General features: G+C 62.2%; 9 protein-coding genes and 4 pseudogenes. 3 read left to right on the forward strand and 10 right to left on the reverse strand.

The genetic code is table 11. The annotated features are described in order from the left end of the window. Positions 1-11 precede the first annotated feature (11 nt). Positions 12-2,370: pseudogene (locus ACZZZP_RS20395) on the reverse strand (glucose/quinate/shikimate family membrane-bound PQQ-dependent dehydrogenase). Between the two features lie 265 nt (positions 2,371-2,635). On the opposite strand from ACZZZP_RS20395, the pseudogene ACZZZP_RS20400 reads away from it, so the two are divergent. Both ACZZZP_RS20400 and ACZZZP_RS20405 read left to right on the forward strand, forming a co-directional pair. Next, positions 2,636-4,021: pseudogene (locus tag ACZZZP_RS20400) on the forward strand (TonB-dependent receptor family protein); the annotation flags it as partial. A gap of 128 nt (positions 4,022-4,149) precedes the next feature. Next, entirely contained in the window at positions 4,150-4,743 is a 594-nt protein-coding gene (locus tag ACZZZP_RS20405) for a TonB-dependent receptor domain-containing protein (RefSeq protein WP_463536970.1), read from the forward strand. Positions 4,744-4,802: 59 nt separating this feature from the next. Here ACZZZP_RS20405 and ACZZZP_RS20410 read toward each other — a convergent pair whose 3' ends face one another. The 9 genes and pseudogenes from ACZZZP_RS20410 to glnE form a co-directional block, all read right to left on the reverse strand. After that, positions 4,803-6,224, reverse strand: coding sequence for a lipopolysaccharide kinase InaA family protein (locus ACZZZP_RS20410; protein WP_463383920.1), 1,422 nt, complete (start codon positions 6,222-6,224; stop codon positions 4,803-4,805). Continuing rightward, positions 6,221-6,967 carry a lipopolysaccharide kinase InaA family protein gene (locus ACZZZP_RS20415; protein ID WP_463383921.1) on the reverse strand — a complete coding sequence of 249 codons (747 nt, stop codon included), beginning with the start codon at positions 6,965-6,967 and terminating at the stop codon, positions 6,221-6,223. The genes ACZZZP_RS20410 and ACZZZP_RS20415 overlap by 4 nt, the downstream gene beginning before the upstream one ends. Beyond that, complete coding sequence (locus tag ACZZZP_RS20420; protein WP_463536800.1) at positions 6,964-7,698, reverse strand: lipopolysaccharide kinase InaA family protein; 735 nt, start codon at positions 7,696-7,698, stop codon at positions 6,964-6,966. Before ACZZZP_RS20420 ends, ACZZZP_RS20415 begins: the two co-directional genes overlap by 4 nt. After that, positions 7,698-8,519, reverse strand: a complete 822-nt coding sequence (gene rfaP / locus ACZZZP_RS20425; protein ID WP_463383922.1) for a lipopolysaccharide core heptose(I) kinase RfaP — start codon at positions 8,517-8,519, stop codon at positions 7,698-7,700. The genes ACZZZP_RS20420 and rfaP overlap by 1 nt, the downstream gene beginning before the upstream one ends. Next, positions 8,516-9,637, reverse strand: a complete 1,122-nt coding sequence (locus ACZZZP_RS20430; RefSeq protein WP_463383923.1) for a glycosyltransferase family 4 protein — start codon at positions 9,635-9,637, stop codon at positions 8,516-8,518. Before ACZZZP_RS20430 ends, rfaP begins: the two co-directional genes overlap by 4 nt. Continuing rightward, positions 9,637-10,638, reverse strand: a complete 1,002-nt coding sequence (gene waaC, locus ACZZZP_RS20435; RefSeq protein ID WP_463383924.1) for a lipopolysaccharide heptosyltransferase I — start codon at positions 10,636-10,638, stop codon at positions 9,637-9,639. Before waaC ends, ACZZZP_RS20430 begins: the two co-directional genes overlap by 1 nt. After that, positions 10,638-11,672 (reverse strand): lipopolysaccharide heptosyltransferase II, encoded by a 1,035-nt coding sequence (gene waaF / locus ACZZZP_RS20440; protein WP_463383925.1) that lies wholly within the window; start codon positions 11,670-11,672, stop codon positions 10,638-10,640. Before waaF ends, waaC begins: the two co-directional genes overlap by 1 nt. Before the next feature lie 70 nt (positions 11,673-11,742). Further along, positions 11,743-12,666, reverse strand: a complete 924-nt coding sequence (locus tag ACZZZP_RS20445) for a branched-chain amino acid transaminase (RefSeq protein WP_122450663.1) — start codon at positions 12,664-12,666, stop codon at positions 11,743-11,745. 97 nt (positions 12,667-12,763) lie between these two features. Further along, positions 12,764-15,695, reverse strand: a pseudogene (glnE, locus tag ACZZZP_RS20450) (bifunctional [glutamate--ammonia ligase]-adenylyl-L-tyrosine phosphorylase/[glutamate--ammonia-ligase] adenylyltransferase). 262 nt (positions 15,696-15,957) lie between these two features. Between glnE and aceE the strand changes: the two are divergent. Next, positions 15,958-18,602: pseudogene (gene aceE / locus ACZZZP_RS20455) on the forward strand (pyruvate dehydrogenase (acetyl-transferring), homodimeric type). The last annotated feature ends 9 nt before the right edge of the window (positions 18,603-18,611 follow it).

Genomic DNA, 18,611 nt, shown 5'->3' on the forward strand with positions numbered 1-18,611 from the left:
AGTTTGAGCCGCTACTTATCCGGCAACGCATACGCAATCACGTAATCCCCCCGCTCCGGTGACTGACGGGCGCCGCCGGCGCTGATGACGATGTATTGCTTGCCGGTTTTCGGTGACACGTAGGTCATCGGGCCGGATTGACTGCCGACGGGCAGACGGGATTTCCAGATTTCCTTGCCGTTGCCGCTGTCGAAGGCGCGCAGGTAGAAGTCCTGGGTGCCGGCGAAGAACAGCAGGCCGGATTGGGTGGCCATGGAGGCGCCCAAGGTCGGCATGCCGATGGGAATCGGCAGGTGCATTTTGATGCCCAGCGGGCCGGTGTCTTGCACGGTACCGACGGGTACTTGCCAGACTAGCTTGCGGGTTTTCAGGTCGATGGCGGACAGGGTGCCAAACGGCGGTTTGGCACGGAATGCCGGCCACTGACAGAAAGCGCTGACGCATCGCGCCGAACGGCGTGCCGGACTGCGGCACTACGCCCATTTCGATGCCGCTGGCGCCAGCGGCAATTTTGTCGCGCGGGATCATGTAGTTGGCCAAGCCCAGGCGCATGTCGTTGACGAACATGTAGTGGGTGTTCGGGTCCACCGACACGCTGCCCCAGTTCATGCCGCCCAGGGAGCCGGGGAATTGCAAAGCCGGGTCCAGACCGGGCGGGGTATACACGCCTTCATGACGCATGCTTTTGAACTGGATGCGGCAGAGCAATTGGTCGAAAACGGTGGCGCCCCACATGTCGGCTTCGTACAGCTGCTGGTTGCCAATTGAGGGCATGTCGACCGAGAACGGCTGCGTCGGCGAGTAGCGCTCGCCCGGCACGTTGCCTTGCGGCACGGGGCGTTCGTCGACCTTGGCAATCGGCACGCCGGTGGCGCGGTTGAGCAGGAAAATTTCGCCTTGCTTGGTGATTTGCGCCAGCGCCGGCTGGGTGCCGCCGGCATCGTCTGGCACATCGTAAAGCAGCGGCTGGGCCGGGATGTCGAAGTCCCAGAGGTCGTGGTGGGTCATTTGGAAATGCCAACGGATGGCACCGGTGGCGGCTTCGACGGCGACTACCGACGAGCTGTATTTATCGTCCAGTTCGGTGCGGCTGCCCGCCCAGAAATCCGGTGTGGCGTTGCCGGTAGGCAAGTAGATGAGGCCAAGCTTTTCGTCGTACGCCATGGCCGACCACACGTTCGGCGTGCCGCGCGTGTAAGTTTGCCCTTCGGGTGGACGTTGGGTGGTTTGCGGGTTGCCCGGGTCCCACGCCCACACCAGTGCGCCGGTGTGCACATCGAAAGCACGCACCACGCCTGGCGGTTCCTCGGTGGAAAAGTTGTCGGCGACGCGACCACCCACGACCACCACATTGCCGGCCACCAACGGGGTTGAGGTTTGCTGGTAGTAGCCCGGCTTGACCTCGCCCATGTCCGTGGTCAGATCGACCGTGCCCTGGTTGCCGAAGTCGCTGCACGGCTCGCCGGTTTCGGCGTTCAGGGCGATCAGGCGGGCGTCGATGGTGGGCAGGAAGATGCGCTTGGCGCAGGCAGTCGGCGCGCTCGGCGCCGTGCTTGCTGCCGCGTTTTGAGCGGCAGGCTGCTCGCTCGGCGCGTCCTCGAAATAGCCCAGGCCCCGGCAGCGCTGCCAGTTGGGCGCCGAGCCTTTGGGGTCGAAGTGCCAACGTTCTTTGCCGCTGTCCACATCCAGGGCGAACACCTTGCCGTAGGCGGTGCAGTGGTAAAGCGTGTCGCCGATTTGCAGCGGCGTGTTCTGGTCTTCAGCGCCGGAGCCGCTGCTTTCAGGCAGGTCGCCGGTGCGGAAGGTCCAGGCCACTTGCAGCTTATTGATGTTGTCTTTATTGATCTGGTCGAGCGCGGCGAAGCGGTCGCCATGGGTGGTGTTGCCCCAATGCTTCCAGTCTTTCTGTTCCTGCCCTTTGACCACGGGTGTGACCGGCGCATCGCTGTCGGCGGCCACCATCGGCGTGGGCAAAAAGGCGTAGGCGCAGGTGGCAATAATCCCGACGGCCAGCACAGCGCTCAATACGTACGAAAAGCGCCCGGGCTCGTCGTGCAGCTCTGGCGACAGACGTACCAGCGTCGGGTAAAGCAGCGCGACGACCAGACCGATCACGGCAAAGACAAACAGCCGCGACACCAGCGGCCAGAATTCCAGGCCGGTTTCCCACACCGCCCAAATAGCCGAAAGCACCACGATCACACCAAACAACGCAGCCCCGTTCGGATTGCGCTTTGCAATCAGCACACCGGCGCCCAGGGTCGCCAAACCGCACAAGCCGAAGTACCAACTGCCGCCGAGCACGGCCAGGTAAGCGCCGCCCCCAATCAGGTACAAACCAACCAAGGCAATGGCAATGCCCACGGCCATTACCAGCCAGCGGGCCGCTTTGCCGGGGCGCCGGGCGCCAACGGTTATGGGATCTGTCATGCATCGTTCCTCGTGTTCGTTTGCCCGGTCGCGGCGGGCAATTGGCAATCAGATTGGCAACCAAACGCGGGCGGCCAAAACGGCGAGCAAGGGTGCAACATCCGGCGCCAGAGCGGCTGCGCTGAGGTGACTTTTATGCCGATAATCGCCCACTATGCCCATTCCGCATCGTTTGCGGTTTTCACTGACCTGTATAAAACCGGCCATGACTGCATTGAATCGAATCCCGCCTTACACCCTGCTACTCACCGCGCTCGCCGTCGCCACCGCCAACGCCGAGCAAGCCGTTCCAACCGTACAGCTCGATCCGCTGGTGGTCAGCGGCTCTCGCCAAGCGAGCGACAGCTTTCACCTGCCCTTCTCGGTAGACAGCGTAGATCGCCAGCAAATCAGCGATGGTCAGCTGGGCATCAACGCCTCGGAGGCGCTTAGTCGCGTGCCGGGGCTGGTGGTACAAAACCGTCAGAACTACGCGCAAGACCTACAAATTTCCTCACGCGGTTTCGGTGCCCGATCGGCGTTTGGCGTGCGTGGCATCAAGCTGATCACCGACGGCATTCCAGCCAGTACCGCCGATGGCCAAGGCCAGGCGGCGACCTTCAATCTGGACACCGCCGAGCGCATCGAAGTGCTGCGCGGGCCGGCGTCTACCCTGTATGGCAGCAACGCGGGGGGCGTGGTTCAGGTCTTTTCGCGTGACCCTGAAGGGCCGCCGACCGTGGGTGCCGAGACCATTTTTGGCAGCGACGGCCTGAACAAAAATCACCTGAGCGCTGAAGGCGCGAATGAAAAGGCCGGTTTTCTCTTGGACGCTTCGCGCATGGACACCGACGGCTACCGCGACCACAGCGCCGCCCGCCGCGACCAGACCTTCGCCAAGCTGAACCTCAAGCCGGACGACGACAGCAAACTCGCGCTGATTTTCAGCAGCCTGGAGCAGAACGGCACCCAGGATCCGCTCGGCCAGAGCTGGGACGCGTACAAGGCCGACCCGCGCTCGGTGGCGACCAACGCCGAAACCTACAACACACGCAAAAGCATCGACCACCAGCAGGTCGGGGCGAACTATGAACGCTACATCGGCAACGCGACGTTGCAGGCCACGGCTTATGCGGGCAGGCGCAGCGTGGTTCAGTATTTGTCGATTCTAAATTCGTCGGGGAGACGACCGTCATTACGCCGTCAAACGCCAACGGCGGCGGCGTTGTGTCGTTCGACGAGACGCTTCCACGAGGGCAGCCTGCGTTGGCTGCAACCTGTTGGTGAGGTCGACCTGGTGTTCGGCCTGGATTACGACCAGAGCGAAGACGACCGCCAGGGTTACCAAAACTTCAACGGCGACCAACTGGGCGTAAAAGGCGCCCTGCGCCGCGATGAAAAGGACACCGCCACCAGCCTCGACCCTTACGCCCAAGCCACTTGGCAGGTTGGCGACTGGACGTTGCAGGGCGGCGTGCGCTACAGCACCGTGGAAATCGACGTCGACGATCATTACCTGATTAATGGCGATGACAGCGGCAATCGGCGCTACGAACAGGCAAGCCCGGCCTTCAGCGTTGGATATGCCTTTACGCCTGAGCTGAACGGTTATGTCAGCGTGGGTCGAGGGTTTGAAACGCCCACCCAGGGCGAACTCGCGTACGCGCCGAACAACGTTTCGGGGTCAATTACAACCTCGACCCGTCCACCAGCACCCAATACGAGGTCGGCCTTAAAGCAGTGGCCGGCAGCGCCACGCGCATCAATGCAGCGGTGTTTCAGATCGAGACTGACGACGAAATCGTGGTATTCGCCAATCGCAACGGCCGCACCAGTTACCAGAACGCGGGCCGCACGCTACGGCGTGGTTTCGAGTTGGGCGTGGAAAGTCAGCTCAGCGAGCATTGGCGCGCAAACCTTGCCTATACGTATCTGCAGGCGCAGTACGACTCCAGCTTCGTCAGCGGCACCCGCGCCATCGACAGCGGCAACAACCTACCCGGCGTCCCGCGCACCACTTTGTTCGCAGAACTCGACTGGCAACCCATCGACGGCATCAGCACCGCCGTCGAAGGCCTGTACCGCAGCAAGGTCTATGTCGAAGACAGCAACAGCGCCAAGCCCGCGCCGGCGTACAGCGTGTTCAACTGGCGCGCGCGCTTCGAGCAAAAACATGGCGCCTGGACGGTTCACCAACTGGTGCGGCTGGACAACCTGTTCGACAAGCAATACGTGGGCTCGGTGATCGTAGGAGACGGCAACAGCCGGTACTACGAGGCCGCACCGGGGCGCAGTTGGTATGCGGGGGTGGGGGCTTCTTACCAGTTCGAGTGACTGGGTTTTCAGGATCAAAAGATCGCGGCTAAAGCCGCTCCCACAGTTATCTATTTCTTTTAGAGCACCGGCAAGCGCTGATCCAGCAACTGATACAAGGCCGACTCCGCCGGCCAATTACGCAAGAACCGCGCGCGGTCACGGGCGTAGGCGCTGGCGAAGCTGCTTTGGCTGCGGTGTTGTTGCATGGCATCCAAATCGATCAGCGTCCACTGTTCCTGGTGCCAGAACAGGTTGTGACCTTTGAAGTCGCCGTGGCTGATGCGCTCGAGGATCAGCGCGGCGAACAACCGGTCCAGTTGCACCAGTTCGTGCTCGGGCGGCGCGCTGTTCAGGTATGGGGCAAAGCGGGCGATCAAGTCTTCTTCGCCGCAGTAGGCGGTTACCAAATACGCGCGGCGGCGCAACCAGCACCAGCGGTGTTCGATTACAGCCAGCGGCAACGGCGTGGCGATGCCCAGCACCAGCAAGCGATTGCCTTCCAGCCAGCTATGCCAGGCGCGGCTCGGGCGCCAGAAGCGTTTCAGCCAGTGGGCGAGGTTTTTCACGTTGTAGCGTTTGACCACCAACGGCTCGCCATTCAGCTCAACCCGCGCCACGGTCGCAGCGCCGCCGGTTTTGTACAGGTGGCCGCTGTCGATGGCGGCATCCGGTGCGCTGAGCAAGGCTTGCAAGCGCGGCTCGGCCTGGCGCCGCACAACCCGCGCACCGAACGCGCCGATGCGGGCGCTGAACAGGCTGCAATCACGGGCGGCTTTTTTCAGGTAGTCGCGCACGCGCCAGCGACGCACGTTGGCGATTTCGCCGAGCAGTTTCTCCAGTGGCAAGGCGTGCTCGCCGTTGGCCAGCAGGTAGTGAATCAGCAGTTCTTCCAGAAACGGTTCCAGGTTGCCGGGCAACTGGGCGAAGAACACGCCGAGGTTGCGCAGCACTTCGTCCCGGCCCAACGGCTGGCCCGGCACTTGCGCTTGCACCCCGCCACCGTCGATCAGGTACAGCTGGCCGTTGTGCTGCAAGAGGTTGTCGGGGTGCAGGTCGGCTTGCCACAGGCCTTTGCTGTGCAATTTGCCGATGGCCTCCAGCGCTTGGGCCAGCACCGCTTGCTGGCCGTCAGAGGCTGGCGCTTCGTGCTCAACCAGACGCCAGGCATCGCCGATGCTCTGGGCGTTATCCAGGTATTCGAACAGCAGCCAGCCGCCCTCGCCTGGCTCAAAGCCTTCGGCCAATAGCGCAGGCGTCAGCAGCCCCTGGTCGAGGAGCAAATGCACGCCTTTGGACTCGCGATGAAAGCGCCGTTCCGCCTTGGGGCCGACCAGCAACTTTGCGAACACCTCGCGCCCGCGCCAGGTGGCTACACCGACATAACGGTGCCCCGGCAGCACGCGCAGCAGGGTGTGCAGTTGCAACGGTTCGCCGCCCACTTGCACGGTGATGGGCAGCGGTGGCGTGCGGCCGGCGCCGTTCAGTTGGCTCAGGCTCATTTACGCGCTGCCTTGTGGGCGCTGCGAGCGCCGAGTCGTTTGCTCCAGGTTTGCGCGCTGCCTTTGTCGCCCACATAGGCGAGCAGCAGGTGCCAGATTTCTTCCTGACTCCAACTGCTGGCACGGCGCAGCAACGGCTCAAGGTCTTTGATGCGGTCGCGCTTGCCGAAGACCAGGCGGCGGGTTTTTTCCAGGTCGATCAGTTGGGCGTCGAAGCCGTCAGCCGATTCACGCAAGAAAATATGTTTGGGGTAAAAGCAGCCGTGCATTTGATGGGCGCTGTGCAGACGGCGGGCCAGTTCACCGCACGCACGCAAAATGGCCATGCGCTGGGCTTCGCTGTGGCCGTTCCAGTCGCGCAGCCAATATTCAAGATCATTCCAACCGTCCAGCGCGCGGGTCAGCAGAATCGCCTGCTCGTTGCCGTCTACCCGGCGCTGGGCGAAAAACGCCGCGTGCAGCGCCGGAATGCCGAGTTTCTGGTAGCGCTCGATGTTGCGCAGCTCGCGGGCAAAGGTCGGTTCGCCGAAAGGGTGCAGCGGGCTGCGGGTCAGGTGGTTGGTCTGGCGTTTGAGGTAATAGGCGTGATCGCCCAGCACCAACCGCGACACCGAGCTGTAACCGCCCCGCTCGGTATTCGGCTCGTCCACCGCCTCCAGCTCCAGCGCCCACAGCGCGTCGAAGCTGTCGAGTTGGTGGGCGGCTAGAATCGCCCGGTCTTCAGCGGCGATAAAATCCTTCATTCCCGACCCTCAAAAAATTTCACGATCTTGCGGATCTGTTTTTTGTCCGCTTGGTTAAGCCGGGCGCGCCCGCTGTATTGCAGGTAGAAGCGCAGGCGCTGGGTGTTCGACAGCTTGTACTTGGCCACTTTGTCGAGGCAGGCGAGGTCTTTGATGATCCGGTAACGCAGGATAAACCCGCGCCAGAACGCGCCGTTGGGGCAGTCGATAAAAAACAGCGTGCGATGGTCATCGACCAGCAAGTTGCGCCATTTCAAATCGTTGTGGGTGAAGTGATGGTCGTGCATCACGCGCGTTCCGTGGGCCAACTGGCGGCTGACGCCATCGACCCAGGCCGGGTCTTGCAGCCGCGCATCACCTTTTTTTGCCATCCGCCCAAGGTCGTCGGTATTAGGCAGCTCGCGGGTAATCATGGCGCCGCGCACAAACGCGCCATTGCGCCGCTCGAAACCACGCGCCACCACTTCGGCGGTGGGCAGGCCCCAGTCGGCGAAACGTTGCAGGTTTTGCCATTCGCTGCGCACCCGTAGGCGCGCCAGGTATGGACGCAGGCCCTTGCCGGCGCTGCGGTAACGCTTCACGTAATAACCGACGCCGTCGCGCTCGACGCGGATCACTTCGGAAATCGGGTCGCGGGTCATGCGCTTGCCGGTCAGGGCGAACACTTCGTCGAGTCCACCGAAGTCGGCGTCCAAGTGTTGGTAGTTCGGGTGCAGGTGCCACGACGCCATCAGAGCGCGTCCCCGTAGCGCTGTTTGCGGTCGTACAGTTTTGCCGCTTTGCGTTCCAGCCACGCCAGCAGCGGCGCCTGTTCGCGCAGGATCTGGCGCAACGAATCGGTGCCATTGGCGGCTTGGAAATAAGTGCGCAGGAACCGCAGTTTGTCCCGTTGGGTCAGGCCGATATCCAGCGCCGAGAAATACAAGGCGGCGAGGTCTTTATCGCGCCAGCGGCGGCTGATTTTGTCACGGCTCTGGGCACGGTGCAGGTCGATGACGGAGAGTTTGAAATCATCGGCCGTCACCGGTTTATCGGTGTGCAGCAGGAAGTGGCAGATGTAGCAGTCGCGGTGGTTGACGCCGGCGCGGTGCATGGTGCCGGTCATGCGCGCCACTTCGTCAATCAGCGCCCACTTGAGCCGAGGCGCGGGCGGCTGCTTGATCCAGTCGATGCTGAAATCTTCGAGGCTGACGGTCGGCGCCAACTCTTCGGTGACAATAAACGAGTGCTGCGCCGCCGGGTTGGCGCCACGCTCGCCGTAAGCCACGGCGGTCATGGTCGGCACGCCTGCTTCGGTGAGGCGTTCGATGGCTTTCAGTTCCTGCCTGGCGCCGAGCACTGGCAGCTTGGCGGTGAACAGGTTTTTGAAGATTTCGCCCCAGCCAATGCCACGGTGAATTTTCACGAAATAGCCACGGCCGTCGACTTCGGTGCGCAAGGTGCGGCGGCCTTCCAGCTCGCGGTACACCTGGCCGTCCAGACGCTCGACCTCGGCAAAGGCGTCGCGCCCTGCCCACAAGTGTTTGAATGGTTCAGTCAGCATCAGCTTCATGGGCGCGCCTCCAGAATTACATCGGCTGCCCGTTGCGGCAGGCTGTAGAGGTCGGCGCTGTCGGCGAAGGCCAGGCCGTTGGCCGCCCAGGCCGCGCGCTGGGCGTCGTCTTCGAGCATGACGCGCAAGGTGCTGTTCAGCCGTTCCTGGTCGAACGGGCTGGGAATGACGCGCCCGCAATCGGCTTCTTCGATGTAGTGGGCATAGCCGCACACATCGGTAACCAGCACCGGCAATCCCGCCACCAACGCTTCAAGCAACACGGTGCCGGTGTTTTCGTTATAGGCCGGGTGAATCAACAGATCGGCGCCGAGCAAGAAGCGCGGAATATCGCTGCGACCTTTGAGAATCTGTACCTGCTCGCTAATGCCCAGCGCCGCCACTTGCAGCAGGAACGGCTTGGGATCGTCCTGACCGATCACGATCAGCCGCGTGCGTTTGCGCAGTTCTTTAGGCAGCGCGGCCACGGCTTTGAGGCTGCGGTCCAGGCCTTTGGTTTTAAAGCCGGAGCCGATCTGCACCAGCAGCAAGTCGTTGTCGCCCAGGTTGAACTCACGGCGGAACTCAGCGCGAATGTCGGCGGCATTGGCCGGCGCGCGACGGTCGGCGGCAATGCCCGGCGGCAGCAAATGAAAGCGCTCGGCGGGCGTGCCGTAGTGTTTGACGAACAGCGGCTGCTGCACCTCGGAAATCATCAGCACGTCGGTTTTCGCGCTGGGGGCGAACACGGCGCGCTCGTAGTCGGAGAAGTGTTTGTAGCGGCCCCATTTGCGGTACAGGGCGTTGCGCAGGTTTTGCGCTTTGTCTTCAAAGCAGCCGTCGGCGGCGTAGTACACGTCCAGCCCCGGCATTTTGTTGAAGCCAACCACGCGGTCCACCGGGCGTCTGGCCAGGTCGGCTTGCACCCAGGCCAGCAGCTTTTCGTTGCGACGGTGGTTGAACCAGGCTTTGACCGGCGCCACCAGCACTTCGAAGCCGGGAGGAATGTCGCCTTCCCAGATCAAGGTGTAGACGCGGATGCTGTGGCCACGCTGCTGGCACTCCAGGGCGATGCGCATGAAGTCACGCTGCAGGCCGCCGAAGGGGAAGTATTTGTAGAGCACAAAAGCCAGTTGCATTACACAGTCTCCGGCGCCAAGAGCAGGGCTTGTAACTCGGTGGCCACACGCTCGGGCAGCAGGTCATCGAAACAGGGTTTTTCGCGGTCGCCCAGACCCGCGTTCGGGCCGGTGGCGCACAGGTGAATCTGCGAACGGCCATAGGCGCCGACGCGGCCCGGCAAGGTCGGGCCGTACAGCGAAATGGTCGGCACATCCAGCGCGGCGGCCAGATGGCCCAGGCCGGTGTCCACCGCCACACAGGCTTGCGCCCCGGCGATCACTTTCGCCACGCCCGCCAGGTTTAATTTGGGCAGTACCACGGCGTTTTCCAACCCCGCGGCGATCCGTTCGGCGCGTTGCTGCTCGGCTTCGTTGCCCCACGGCAGGCGAATGGCGTAACCCAGCTCGCTCATCCGCTCGGCCAAACTGCGCCAATAGGCTTCCGGCCAGTGCTTGCTGGCCCACGTAGTGCCGTGCAGAAACAGCAAATACGGCGGCGCGCCGGGGTCGGCGAGCAAAGCGCGATTAAGGCCGTAGTCGCCGATAGTCGTTGGCAGCGGATAGTCCAGCGCCTGGGCGAACAACTGGCGAATGCGCTCCAAGGCATGCTGCTCGCGCGGCACGGCGTAGGTGCGGTCGTAGAAGCGGCAGGCAATCGGCTCGCGCGCCGAATCGCGGTCGCAGCCGGCGATGGGGCCGTTGACGTAGCGGGTCAGCCAGGCGCTTTTGAGCAGGCCCTGGGCGTCGATCACCAGGTCGTAACGGGTTTCACCGAGGCGCTGTTTGAAGCGTTTCCAATCGCCGTTCTTGAAGGTTTGCCAGAGGTTTTTCCGCCAGCGGCGGATCGCCACCGGAATCACCTGCGCCACGGCGGGGTGCCAGGCAGGAATTTCCGCGAAGCCCTCTTCCACCACCCAGTCGAATTGAATGCCGGGAATGGCGCGCGCCGCATCGGTGAGCGCCGGCAGGCTATGAATCACATCGCCGAGCGACGAGGTTTTAATCAGCAAAACCCGCATCAATCGACCTCGACCGGGTCTGGCGCGAGCCGTCCCAGCGCTTCCATCACCGGCCGTGGTTTCAGTTCGCGCAGGCAGTTGTAGTGACCAAAGCGACAGGTGCGGTCGAAGCATGGGCTGCATTCGATGCCCAGGCGCACGATTTCCACCTGATCGGCCAGCGGCGGCGTAAAGCCCGGGGAGGTAGAGCCGTAAATCGCTACCAGCGGACGGTTCAGCGCAGCCGCCACGTGCATTAAGCCAGAGTCGTTGGAGGCCACGGCCGAGGCGCAGGAGAGCAAGTCGATGGCTTCGGCCAGCGAGGTTTCGCCGGCCAGGTTGCGGGCCTCTTCGCGCAGGCCGGGAATCAGCCGGGCGCGAATGGCTTCGCCAACGGCGTGGTCGTTTTTCGAACCAAACAACCACACTTGCCAGCCGGCACGAATTTTCAGCTCGGCGACTTTCGCGTAGTGCTCAGCCGGCCACTTTTTCGACTCGCCAAACTCGGCGCCCGGGCACAGCGCCAGCACGGGGCGGTCCAGGCTCAAGCCGAACTTGGCCAAAGCGGCGTCGCGACTTTGCGGCTCAATGCGCAGGCTCGGCTGCGGGTACGGCTTGGGCAGCTCGGCGCCACGCTCGTAGGCCAGCGCCATAAAGCGCTCGATCATCAGCGGGTAGCGTTCTTTGTCGAGTTTGCGCACATCGTTGAGCACGCCGTAACGCAGCTCGCCTTTCCAGCCGGTGCGTTTGGGGATGCCGGCGAAAAACGGCACCAGCGCCGATTTCAGCGAATTGGGCAGCACAATGGCTTGATCGTACTGGCCCGCCAGCGACTTGCCGATGCGCCGACGAACGCCCAGTTCCAGCGCGCCATGGCCAAGGGGAAAACTCAGCGCACTGCGCACTTCGGGCATGCGCTCGAGAATCGGCCGGCTCCAGTCGGGCGCCAGCACGTCGATGTGGCAGTCGGGGTGGCGTTGCTTGAGGCACTGGAACAAGGTTTGCGCCATCACCATGTCGCCTACCCAGCTCGGCCCTACGATCAGTATGTTCATTCAAACTCCGCAAATGAGCAGGGAGGCGGTTAAGCCTCCCTGTCACTGCTTGATAGCGGTTGTCGCGGCGTTATTTAACAGCGGTGCGCCATTCGGCGTGGGCGCTGGTCTGGCCAGTTACCAGGTCGAAGTAGGCTTTCTGCAGTTTCTCGGTGACAGGACCACGGCTGCCGATACCGATGCTGCGGCCGTCGACTTCGCGGATCGGCGTGACTTCAGCGGCGGTGCCGGTGAAGAACGCTTCGTCGGCGATGTACACCTCGTCGCGGGTGATGCGTTTTTCCACCACCGGAATATTCAGCTCGCCGGCCAGGGTCAGCACGGTGCTGCGGGTGATGCCGTTCAAGCACGAGGTCACTTCCGGGGTGTAAAGGACGCCATCTTTGATCAGGAAGATGTTCTCGCCCGAGCCTTCGGCTACGTAGCCTTCCGGGTCCAGCAACATGGCTTCGTCGGCACCGGCCGATACCGCTTCCTGCAAGGCCAGCATCGAGTTGATGTAGTTGCCGTTGGCCTTGGCGCGGGTCATGGAAATGTTGACGTGGTGGCGGGTGAAGGAGCTGGTGCGCACCTTGATGCCTTTTTGCAGGGCTTCGTCGCCCATGTATGCGCCCCAGTGCCAGGCAGCGACGATCACGTGCACTTTCAAGGTGTCGGCGCGGATGCCCATGGCTTCAGACCCGTAGAACACCATGGGGCGGATATAAGCGGATTCCAGGTTGTTTTCACGCACGGCCGCACGGGTGGCTTCGTTGATCTGCTCTTTGGTGAACGGCATCTTCATGTTCATGATGTGAGCCGAATCGAACAGGCGGTCGGTGTGCGCTTGCAGGCGGAAAATCGAGGTGCCCTGCGGGGTGTTGTAAGCGCGAACGCCTTCGAATACACCCATGCCGTAATGCAGGGTATGGGTCAGCACGTGGGTGGTTGCGTCGCGCCATTGCACCAGCTCGCCGTCATACCAAATCACACCATCACGATCGGCCATCGACATCGTTCAGCTCCTCAGAAATTTGCTTCAGTAGGGTTGCTTGAAATACGAGAATTACGGGTTGGGTTCGCTTGATTCGGTTGTGCCGCTGCAGGGCGTTTCAACTGAGCCCCAGTTCGCGCCAGACGCGCATCACTTCCTGGCGTTCATGCTGGAATTGCTCGCCGCTGACGATGCCGGGCTGCTTCTGCAGCGCCAGGCGGTGCGAGGCGGAGCGGTAGGCTTTGTAGACTTCCTGCAGCAGCGTGACATCGGCTGCGGGCATCAAGCCCAGGCGTTCAAGGCCTTCCAGAATGCGAATGTTGTCGGTGTACTGCAACAGCGGCGGATACGCGCCGGACCAAGCCAAGGCCGCGTATTGCACCATAAATTCTATATCGACGATACCTCCGGCATCCTGCTTGAGATCGAACGGCGCAGCGGCCTCGAAGGTGTTTGCCGCGGTGCCGCCAGCGGTTTGCTTGCTGCCCAGGTTGTCGCGCATCTTGGCGCGCATCTCGCTGACTTCAGCGCGCAGTTTGTCCAGATCGCGGCTGCGGCCGAGCACTTGAGCACGCACCGCTTCGAAGGCTTGACCCACTCTTTCGCTGCCGACCAATACGCGTGCACGCACCAGCGCCTGGTGCTCCCAGGTCCAGGCTTCGTTCGCTTGATAGCGCTCGAACGCGCCCAGGGAACTGACCAGCAAGCCCGCCGCGCCGGAGGGGCGCAAGCGCATGTCCACTTCATATAACTGGCCGGAGTTGGTCTGCGCGGTGAGCAGGTGAATGATGCGCTGCCCCAGACGGTTGAAAAACTGTGCGCCGTCGATGGGCTTGGCGCCGTCGGTTTCGGCCTGCGGGTCGCCGTCGTGGATAAACACCAGATCCAGGTCCGAGCCGTGGCCGAGTTCGATGCCGCCGACTTTGCCGTAACCGACGATGATGAAATCCGGATCGCACAACCCACCGTCCGCGCGCTGCGGCGTGCCGTGCTTGGCCACGGTGTGGCGCCAGGCCAGCGCCAGCACTTGTTCCAGAATGGCTTCGGCCAGCCACGTCAGGTAATCGCTTACCTTCATTAAGGGCAGCGCCCCGGAGATTTCCGACGCGGCCACGCGAAGCCGGTGCGCCAGTTTGAAATGGCGCAGGGCTTCCATTTGCTGCTCAAGATCGTCTTCCGGAATGCGCGTAAGGCGCTCGCGCAATTCGGCGGCCAGCTCCGGCGCCAACGGCGGCTTGAACAGGCGGCCTTCATTCAGCAATTCGTCCAGCAGCAGCGGGAAGCGACTGATCTGTTCGGCAATCCACGGGCTCGCCGCGCACAGGGTCAAGAGTTGCTGCAACGCGCCGGGGTTTTCGGTGAGCAGCACCAGATAGGCCGAGCGCCGCGCCACCGCTTCAATCAACGGCAATACGCGTTCGAGCACCAGGTCGGGATTTTCGTGCTCCACCGCCTGCGCCAGCAGACGCGGAATAAAGGCATCCAGGCGCTCACGCCCCAGACGCTGCATGGCGCGCACCTGGTTGCCATTGCGCAGACCAGCCAGGCGGTGCAGCGCAGCGGCCGCGTCACTGAAGCCGGCGTCAGCCAGTTGCCGGCAGGCGCTTTCCTCGTCCAGCCCGTCTTCCCACAGGGGCAGCCACTCGCTGCCAACGCACAGGTCGGCCTCGCCGTTTTCGTCTTCATCCGGGTCGGCGATCACCTGCCCGAAGTGCCAGGCGATGCGCTCGCGCCAATACATCAGGCGCTCGTGGAACGCGGCCCAGGTGTCGAAGCCCATGATGAAGGCAACGCGGGCGCGGTCATCGTCGTTGTCCGGCAGCATTTGCGTCTGGCGGTCGGCGATGGCCTGGATGGCGTGTTCGGTGTAACGCAGAAACTCGTAGCCGTCGCGCATTTCGGCGACCACGGCAGGTGGCAAGTAGCCCTGCCCTTCCAGGGTTTTCAGCACCTTTAATAGCGGCCGCTGTTGCAGGCTGAGGTCGCGGCCGCCGTGAATTAACTGAAAGGCCTGGGCAATGAACTCCACTTCACGAATGCCGCCGGAGCCAAGTTTGATGTTGTCGGCCATGCCCTTGCGCCGCACTTCCTGCTGAATCAGCAGCTTCATGGCGCGCAGCGCTTCGATGGCGGAAAAGTCGAGGTAACGGCGGTAAACGAAGGGGCGCAGCAGGTCGAGCAACTGCGCGCCGGCCGCCTGGTCGCCGCCAACCACGCGCGCCTTGATCATGGCGTAGCGCTCCCAGTCGCGGCCCTGGTCCTGGTAGTACTGCTCCAGCGCGTTAAAGCTGAACACCAGCGAACCGGCCGAGCCGTGGGCGCAGGCGCATGTCGACACGGAACACAAAGCCATCGACGGTGATGGCGTCCAGCGCTTTGATCAGCCGCTGGCCGAGCTTGATAAAGAATTCCTGATTATCCAGCGAGCGCTTCACGCCTTCGGTTTCGCCGCCTTCGGGGTAGGCGAAAATCAGGTCGATGTCGGACGACAGGTTCAACTCCACCGCGCCCAACTTGCCCATACCGAGCACCACCATGTGCTGCGGCTCGCCACTGCGCCGGCCGATGGGCGTGCCGAACTGCTCGCAGTGACGCGGGTACAACCATTGATAGGTGAGGTCGATGCTGGTGTCGGCCAGGTCGGACAGGTCTCGGCAGGTTTGCGCCAGGTCGGCCAGGCGGTTGACGTCGCGCCAGATGATCCGCACTTGCTGGCGGTTACGCAGACGGCGCAGCACGTGGCCCAGTTGCGCTTCATCGGTGCAGGCCGTCAGCGCTTGCGCCATCTGTTCGCGCAGTTCGCCCGGTTGCAGCGCTCGTTCCAGCTCACCGCTGTCGGCCAGCGCCAGCAGCATGTGCGGATCACGGGTGGCTTGTTCGCTGACAAAATCGCTGGCGCCAACCACGCGTTTGAACGCCTCCACGCGCTCTGCCGGCCAGGCATCGAACTGCCCCGCTGCTTCGCCGAGGGCGTTGCGGAACGATTGGTCAGCGCGTTGGACGAAAGAAATAAGGGAGGGCGGCAGGGCGACGAGCGGCGGCAGGTTCATGATCTATCCTGTTTGATCTGCTATCACATACAAACCGCTGAGAGCCCCGGATTGTCGCGATTTTTGCGTTGTAATGTGTACACAATGTAGTTTTACTACTAAAGAATGTGTCCCAAGGGCTGAAACCTCCGTCGATTTGTAGTAAAACTACACGCGGCCGGTCCTACCTCCGGTAAATCCAAGAATTCACGTGCCCGCCCAAAAGGCCGGCAACGAACACAAGGTTTTCGATTCTGGAAGCCTTTCCGCCATGGAGCAAGCCATGCAAGACCTCGATCCCGTCGAAACCCAGGAATGGCTGGACGCGCTTGAATCCGTCCTAGACCGTGAAGGTGAAGACCGTGCTCATTACCTGATGACCCGTATGGGCGAACTGGCCACCCGCAGCGGTGCGCAACTGCCCTACGCCATCACCACGCCGTACCGCAACACCATCCCCGTGACCCACGAAGCACGCATGCCTGGCGACCTGTTCATGGAACGCCGCATTCGCTCGCTGGTACGCTGGAACGCCCTGGCGATGGTGATGCGCACCAACCTGCGCGATTCGGACCTGGGTGGCCACATCTCCAGCTTCGCCTCCAGCGCCACGCTGTACGACATCGGCTTCAACTACTTCTTCCAGGCCCCGACCGACGAACACGGCGGCGACCTTATTTACTTCCAGGGCCACGCCTCGCCAGGCGTTTACGCCCGCGCCTTCATGGAAGGCCGCATCAGCGAAGACCAGATGAACAACTTCCGCCAGGAAGTGGACGGTAACGGCCTGTCGTCGTACCCGCACCCGTGGCTGATGCCCGATTTCTGGCAGTTCCCGACCGTGTCCATGGGCCTTGGCCCGATTCAGGCGATCTACCAGGCACGTTTCATGAAGTACCTGGAAAGCCGTGGCTTCATCCCGGCTGGCAAACAGAAAGTCTGGTGTTTCATGGGCGACGGCGAGTGTGACGAGCCGGAATCGCTCGGCGCCATTTCCCTGGCTGGCCGCGAAAAACTCGACAACCTGATCTTCGTCATCAACTGCAACCTGCAGCGCCTCGACGGCCCGGTACGCGGTAACGGCAAGATCATCCAGGAACTCGAAGGCGTGTTCCGCGGCGCCCAGTGGAACGTGAACAAAGTGGTCTGGGGCCGCTTCTGGGATCCGCTGCTGGCCAAAGACACCGACGGCATCCTGCAACGCCGTATGGACGAAGTCATCGACGGCGAGTACCAGAACTACAAAGCCAAAGACGGCGCGTTTGTACGCGAACACTTCTTCAACTCGCCAGAACTCAAGGCGATGGTTGCTGACCTTTCCGACGACGAAATCTGGAAGCTCAACCGTGGTGGTCACGACCCGTACAAGGTGTACGCGGCCTATCACCAGGCGGTTAACCATAAAGAGCAGCCAACCGTCATTCTGGCCAAGACCATCAAGGGTTACGGCACCGGTGCTGGCGAAGCCAAGAACACCGCGCACAACACCAAGAAAGTCGATGTCGACAGTCTGAAGAAATTCCGCGACCGCTTCGATATTCCGGTCAAAGACGAAGAGCTGGAAAACCTGCCGTTCTTCAAACCGGAACCTGGCAGCGCCGAAGCCCGCTACCTCAGCGAGCGTCGTGCTGCACTCGGCGGTTTCGTGCCGCAGCGTCGGGCCAAGAGCTTCAGCATTCCGACCCCGCCACTGGAAAGCCTCAAGGCCATTCTGGACGGCAGCGGCGACCGCGAAATCTCCACCACCATGGCCTTCGTGCGCATCCTGTCGCAGCTGGTGAAAGACAAGGAAATCGGTCAACGCATCGTGCCGATCATCCCGGACGAAGCCCGTACCTTCGGTATGGAAGGCATGTTCCGTCAGCTCGGTATCTACCCTCGGTCGGCCAGCTCTACGAGCCGGTGGATAAAGACCAGGTGATGTTCTACCGCGAAGACAAGAAGGGCCAGATTCTCGAGGAAGGCATCAACGAAGCCGGCGCCATGTCTTCGTTTATCGCCGCCGGTACTTCGTACTCCAGCCACAACCAGCCGATGCTGCCGTTCTACATCTTCTACTCGATGTTCGGCTTCCAGCGTATCGGCGACCTGGCTTGGGCCGCTGGCGACAGCCGCACCCGTGGCTTCCTGATCGGCGGCACCGCTGGCCGCACCACGCTGAACGGTGAAGGCCTGCAGCACGAAGACGGTCACAGCCACATGCTGGCCGGCACCATTCCGAACTGCCGCACCTATGACCCCACCTACGGCTACGAGCTGGCGGTGATCATTCAGGACGGCATGAAGAAGATGACCGAAGAGCAACAGGACGTCTTCTACTACATCACCGTCATGAACGAGTCCTACGCCCAGCCCGCCATTCCGGCCGGCGTGGAAGAAGGCATCGTCAAGGGCATGTACCTGCTCGAAGAAGACAAGCGCGACGCGGCGCATCACGTGCAGTTGCTCGGTTCGGGCACCATCCTGCGTGAAGTGCGTGAAGCAGCGAAGATTCTGCGCGACGAGTTCAACATCGGCGCTGATGTCTGGAGCGTCACCAGCTTCAACGAACTGCGTCGCGACGGCCTCGCCGTTGAGCGCAGCAACCGCCTGAAGCCTGGCCAGAAGCCGAAGAAAACCTACGTCGAAGAATGCCTGGGCGGCCGTAAAGGTCCGGTCATTGCTTCCACCGACTACATGAAGCTGTTCGCTGAACAGATTCGTCAGTGGGTGCCGGTCAAGGAATACAAAGTGTTGGGCACCGACGGTTTCGGCCGTAGCGACAGCCGCAAGAAGCTGCGTCACTTCTTCGAAGTCGACCGTCACTTCGTGGTGCTGGCCGCTCTCGAAGCTCTGGCCGATCGCGGCGATATCGAACCGAAGGTGGTGGCAGAAGCCATCGTCAAGTTCGGCATCAACCCCGAAAAACTCAACCCACTGGACTGCTAAGGGAGCACA

Source organism: Pseudomonas sp. AC211 (genome assembly GCF_979258055.1).

Coding starts and splice junctions, on each gene's coding strand:
- ACZZZP_RS20410 (WP_463383920.1), bottom strand. CDS start 6,224: ATGAGCCTGAGCCAACTGAACGGCGCCGGCCGCACGCCACCGCTGCCC.
- ACZZZP_RS20415 (WP_463383921.1), bottom strand. CDS start 6,967: ATGAAGGATTTTATCGCCGCTGAAGACCGGGCGATTCTAGCCGCCCAC.
- ACZZZP_RS20420 (WP_463536800.1), bottom strand. CDS start 7,698: ATGGCGTCGTGGCACCTGCACCCGAACTACCAACACTTGGACGCCGAC.
- rfaP (WP_463383922.1), bottom strand. CDS start 8,519: ATGAAGCTGATGCTGACTGAACCATTCAAACACTTGTGGGCAGGGCGC.
- ACZZZP_RS20430 (WP_463383923.1), bottom strand. CDS start 9,637: ATGCAACTGGCTTTTGTGCTCTACAAATACTTCCCCTTCGGCGGCCTG.
- waaC (WP_463383924.1), bottom strand. CDS start 10,638: ATGCGGGTTTTGCTGATTAAAACCTCGTCGCTCGGCGATGTGATTCAT.
- waaF (WP_463383925.1), bottom strand. CDS start 11,672: ATGAACATACTGATCGTAGGGCCGAGCTGGGTAGGCGACATGGTGATG.
- ACZZZP_RS20445 (WP_122450663.1), bottom strand. CDS start 12,666: ATGTCGATGGCCGATCGTGATGGTGTGATTTGGTATGACGGCGAGCTG.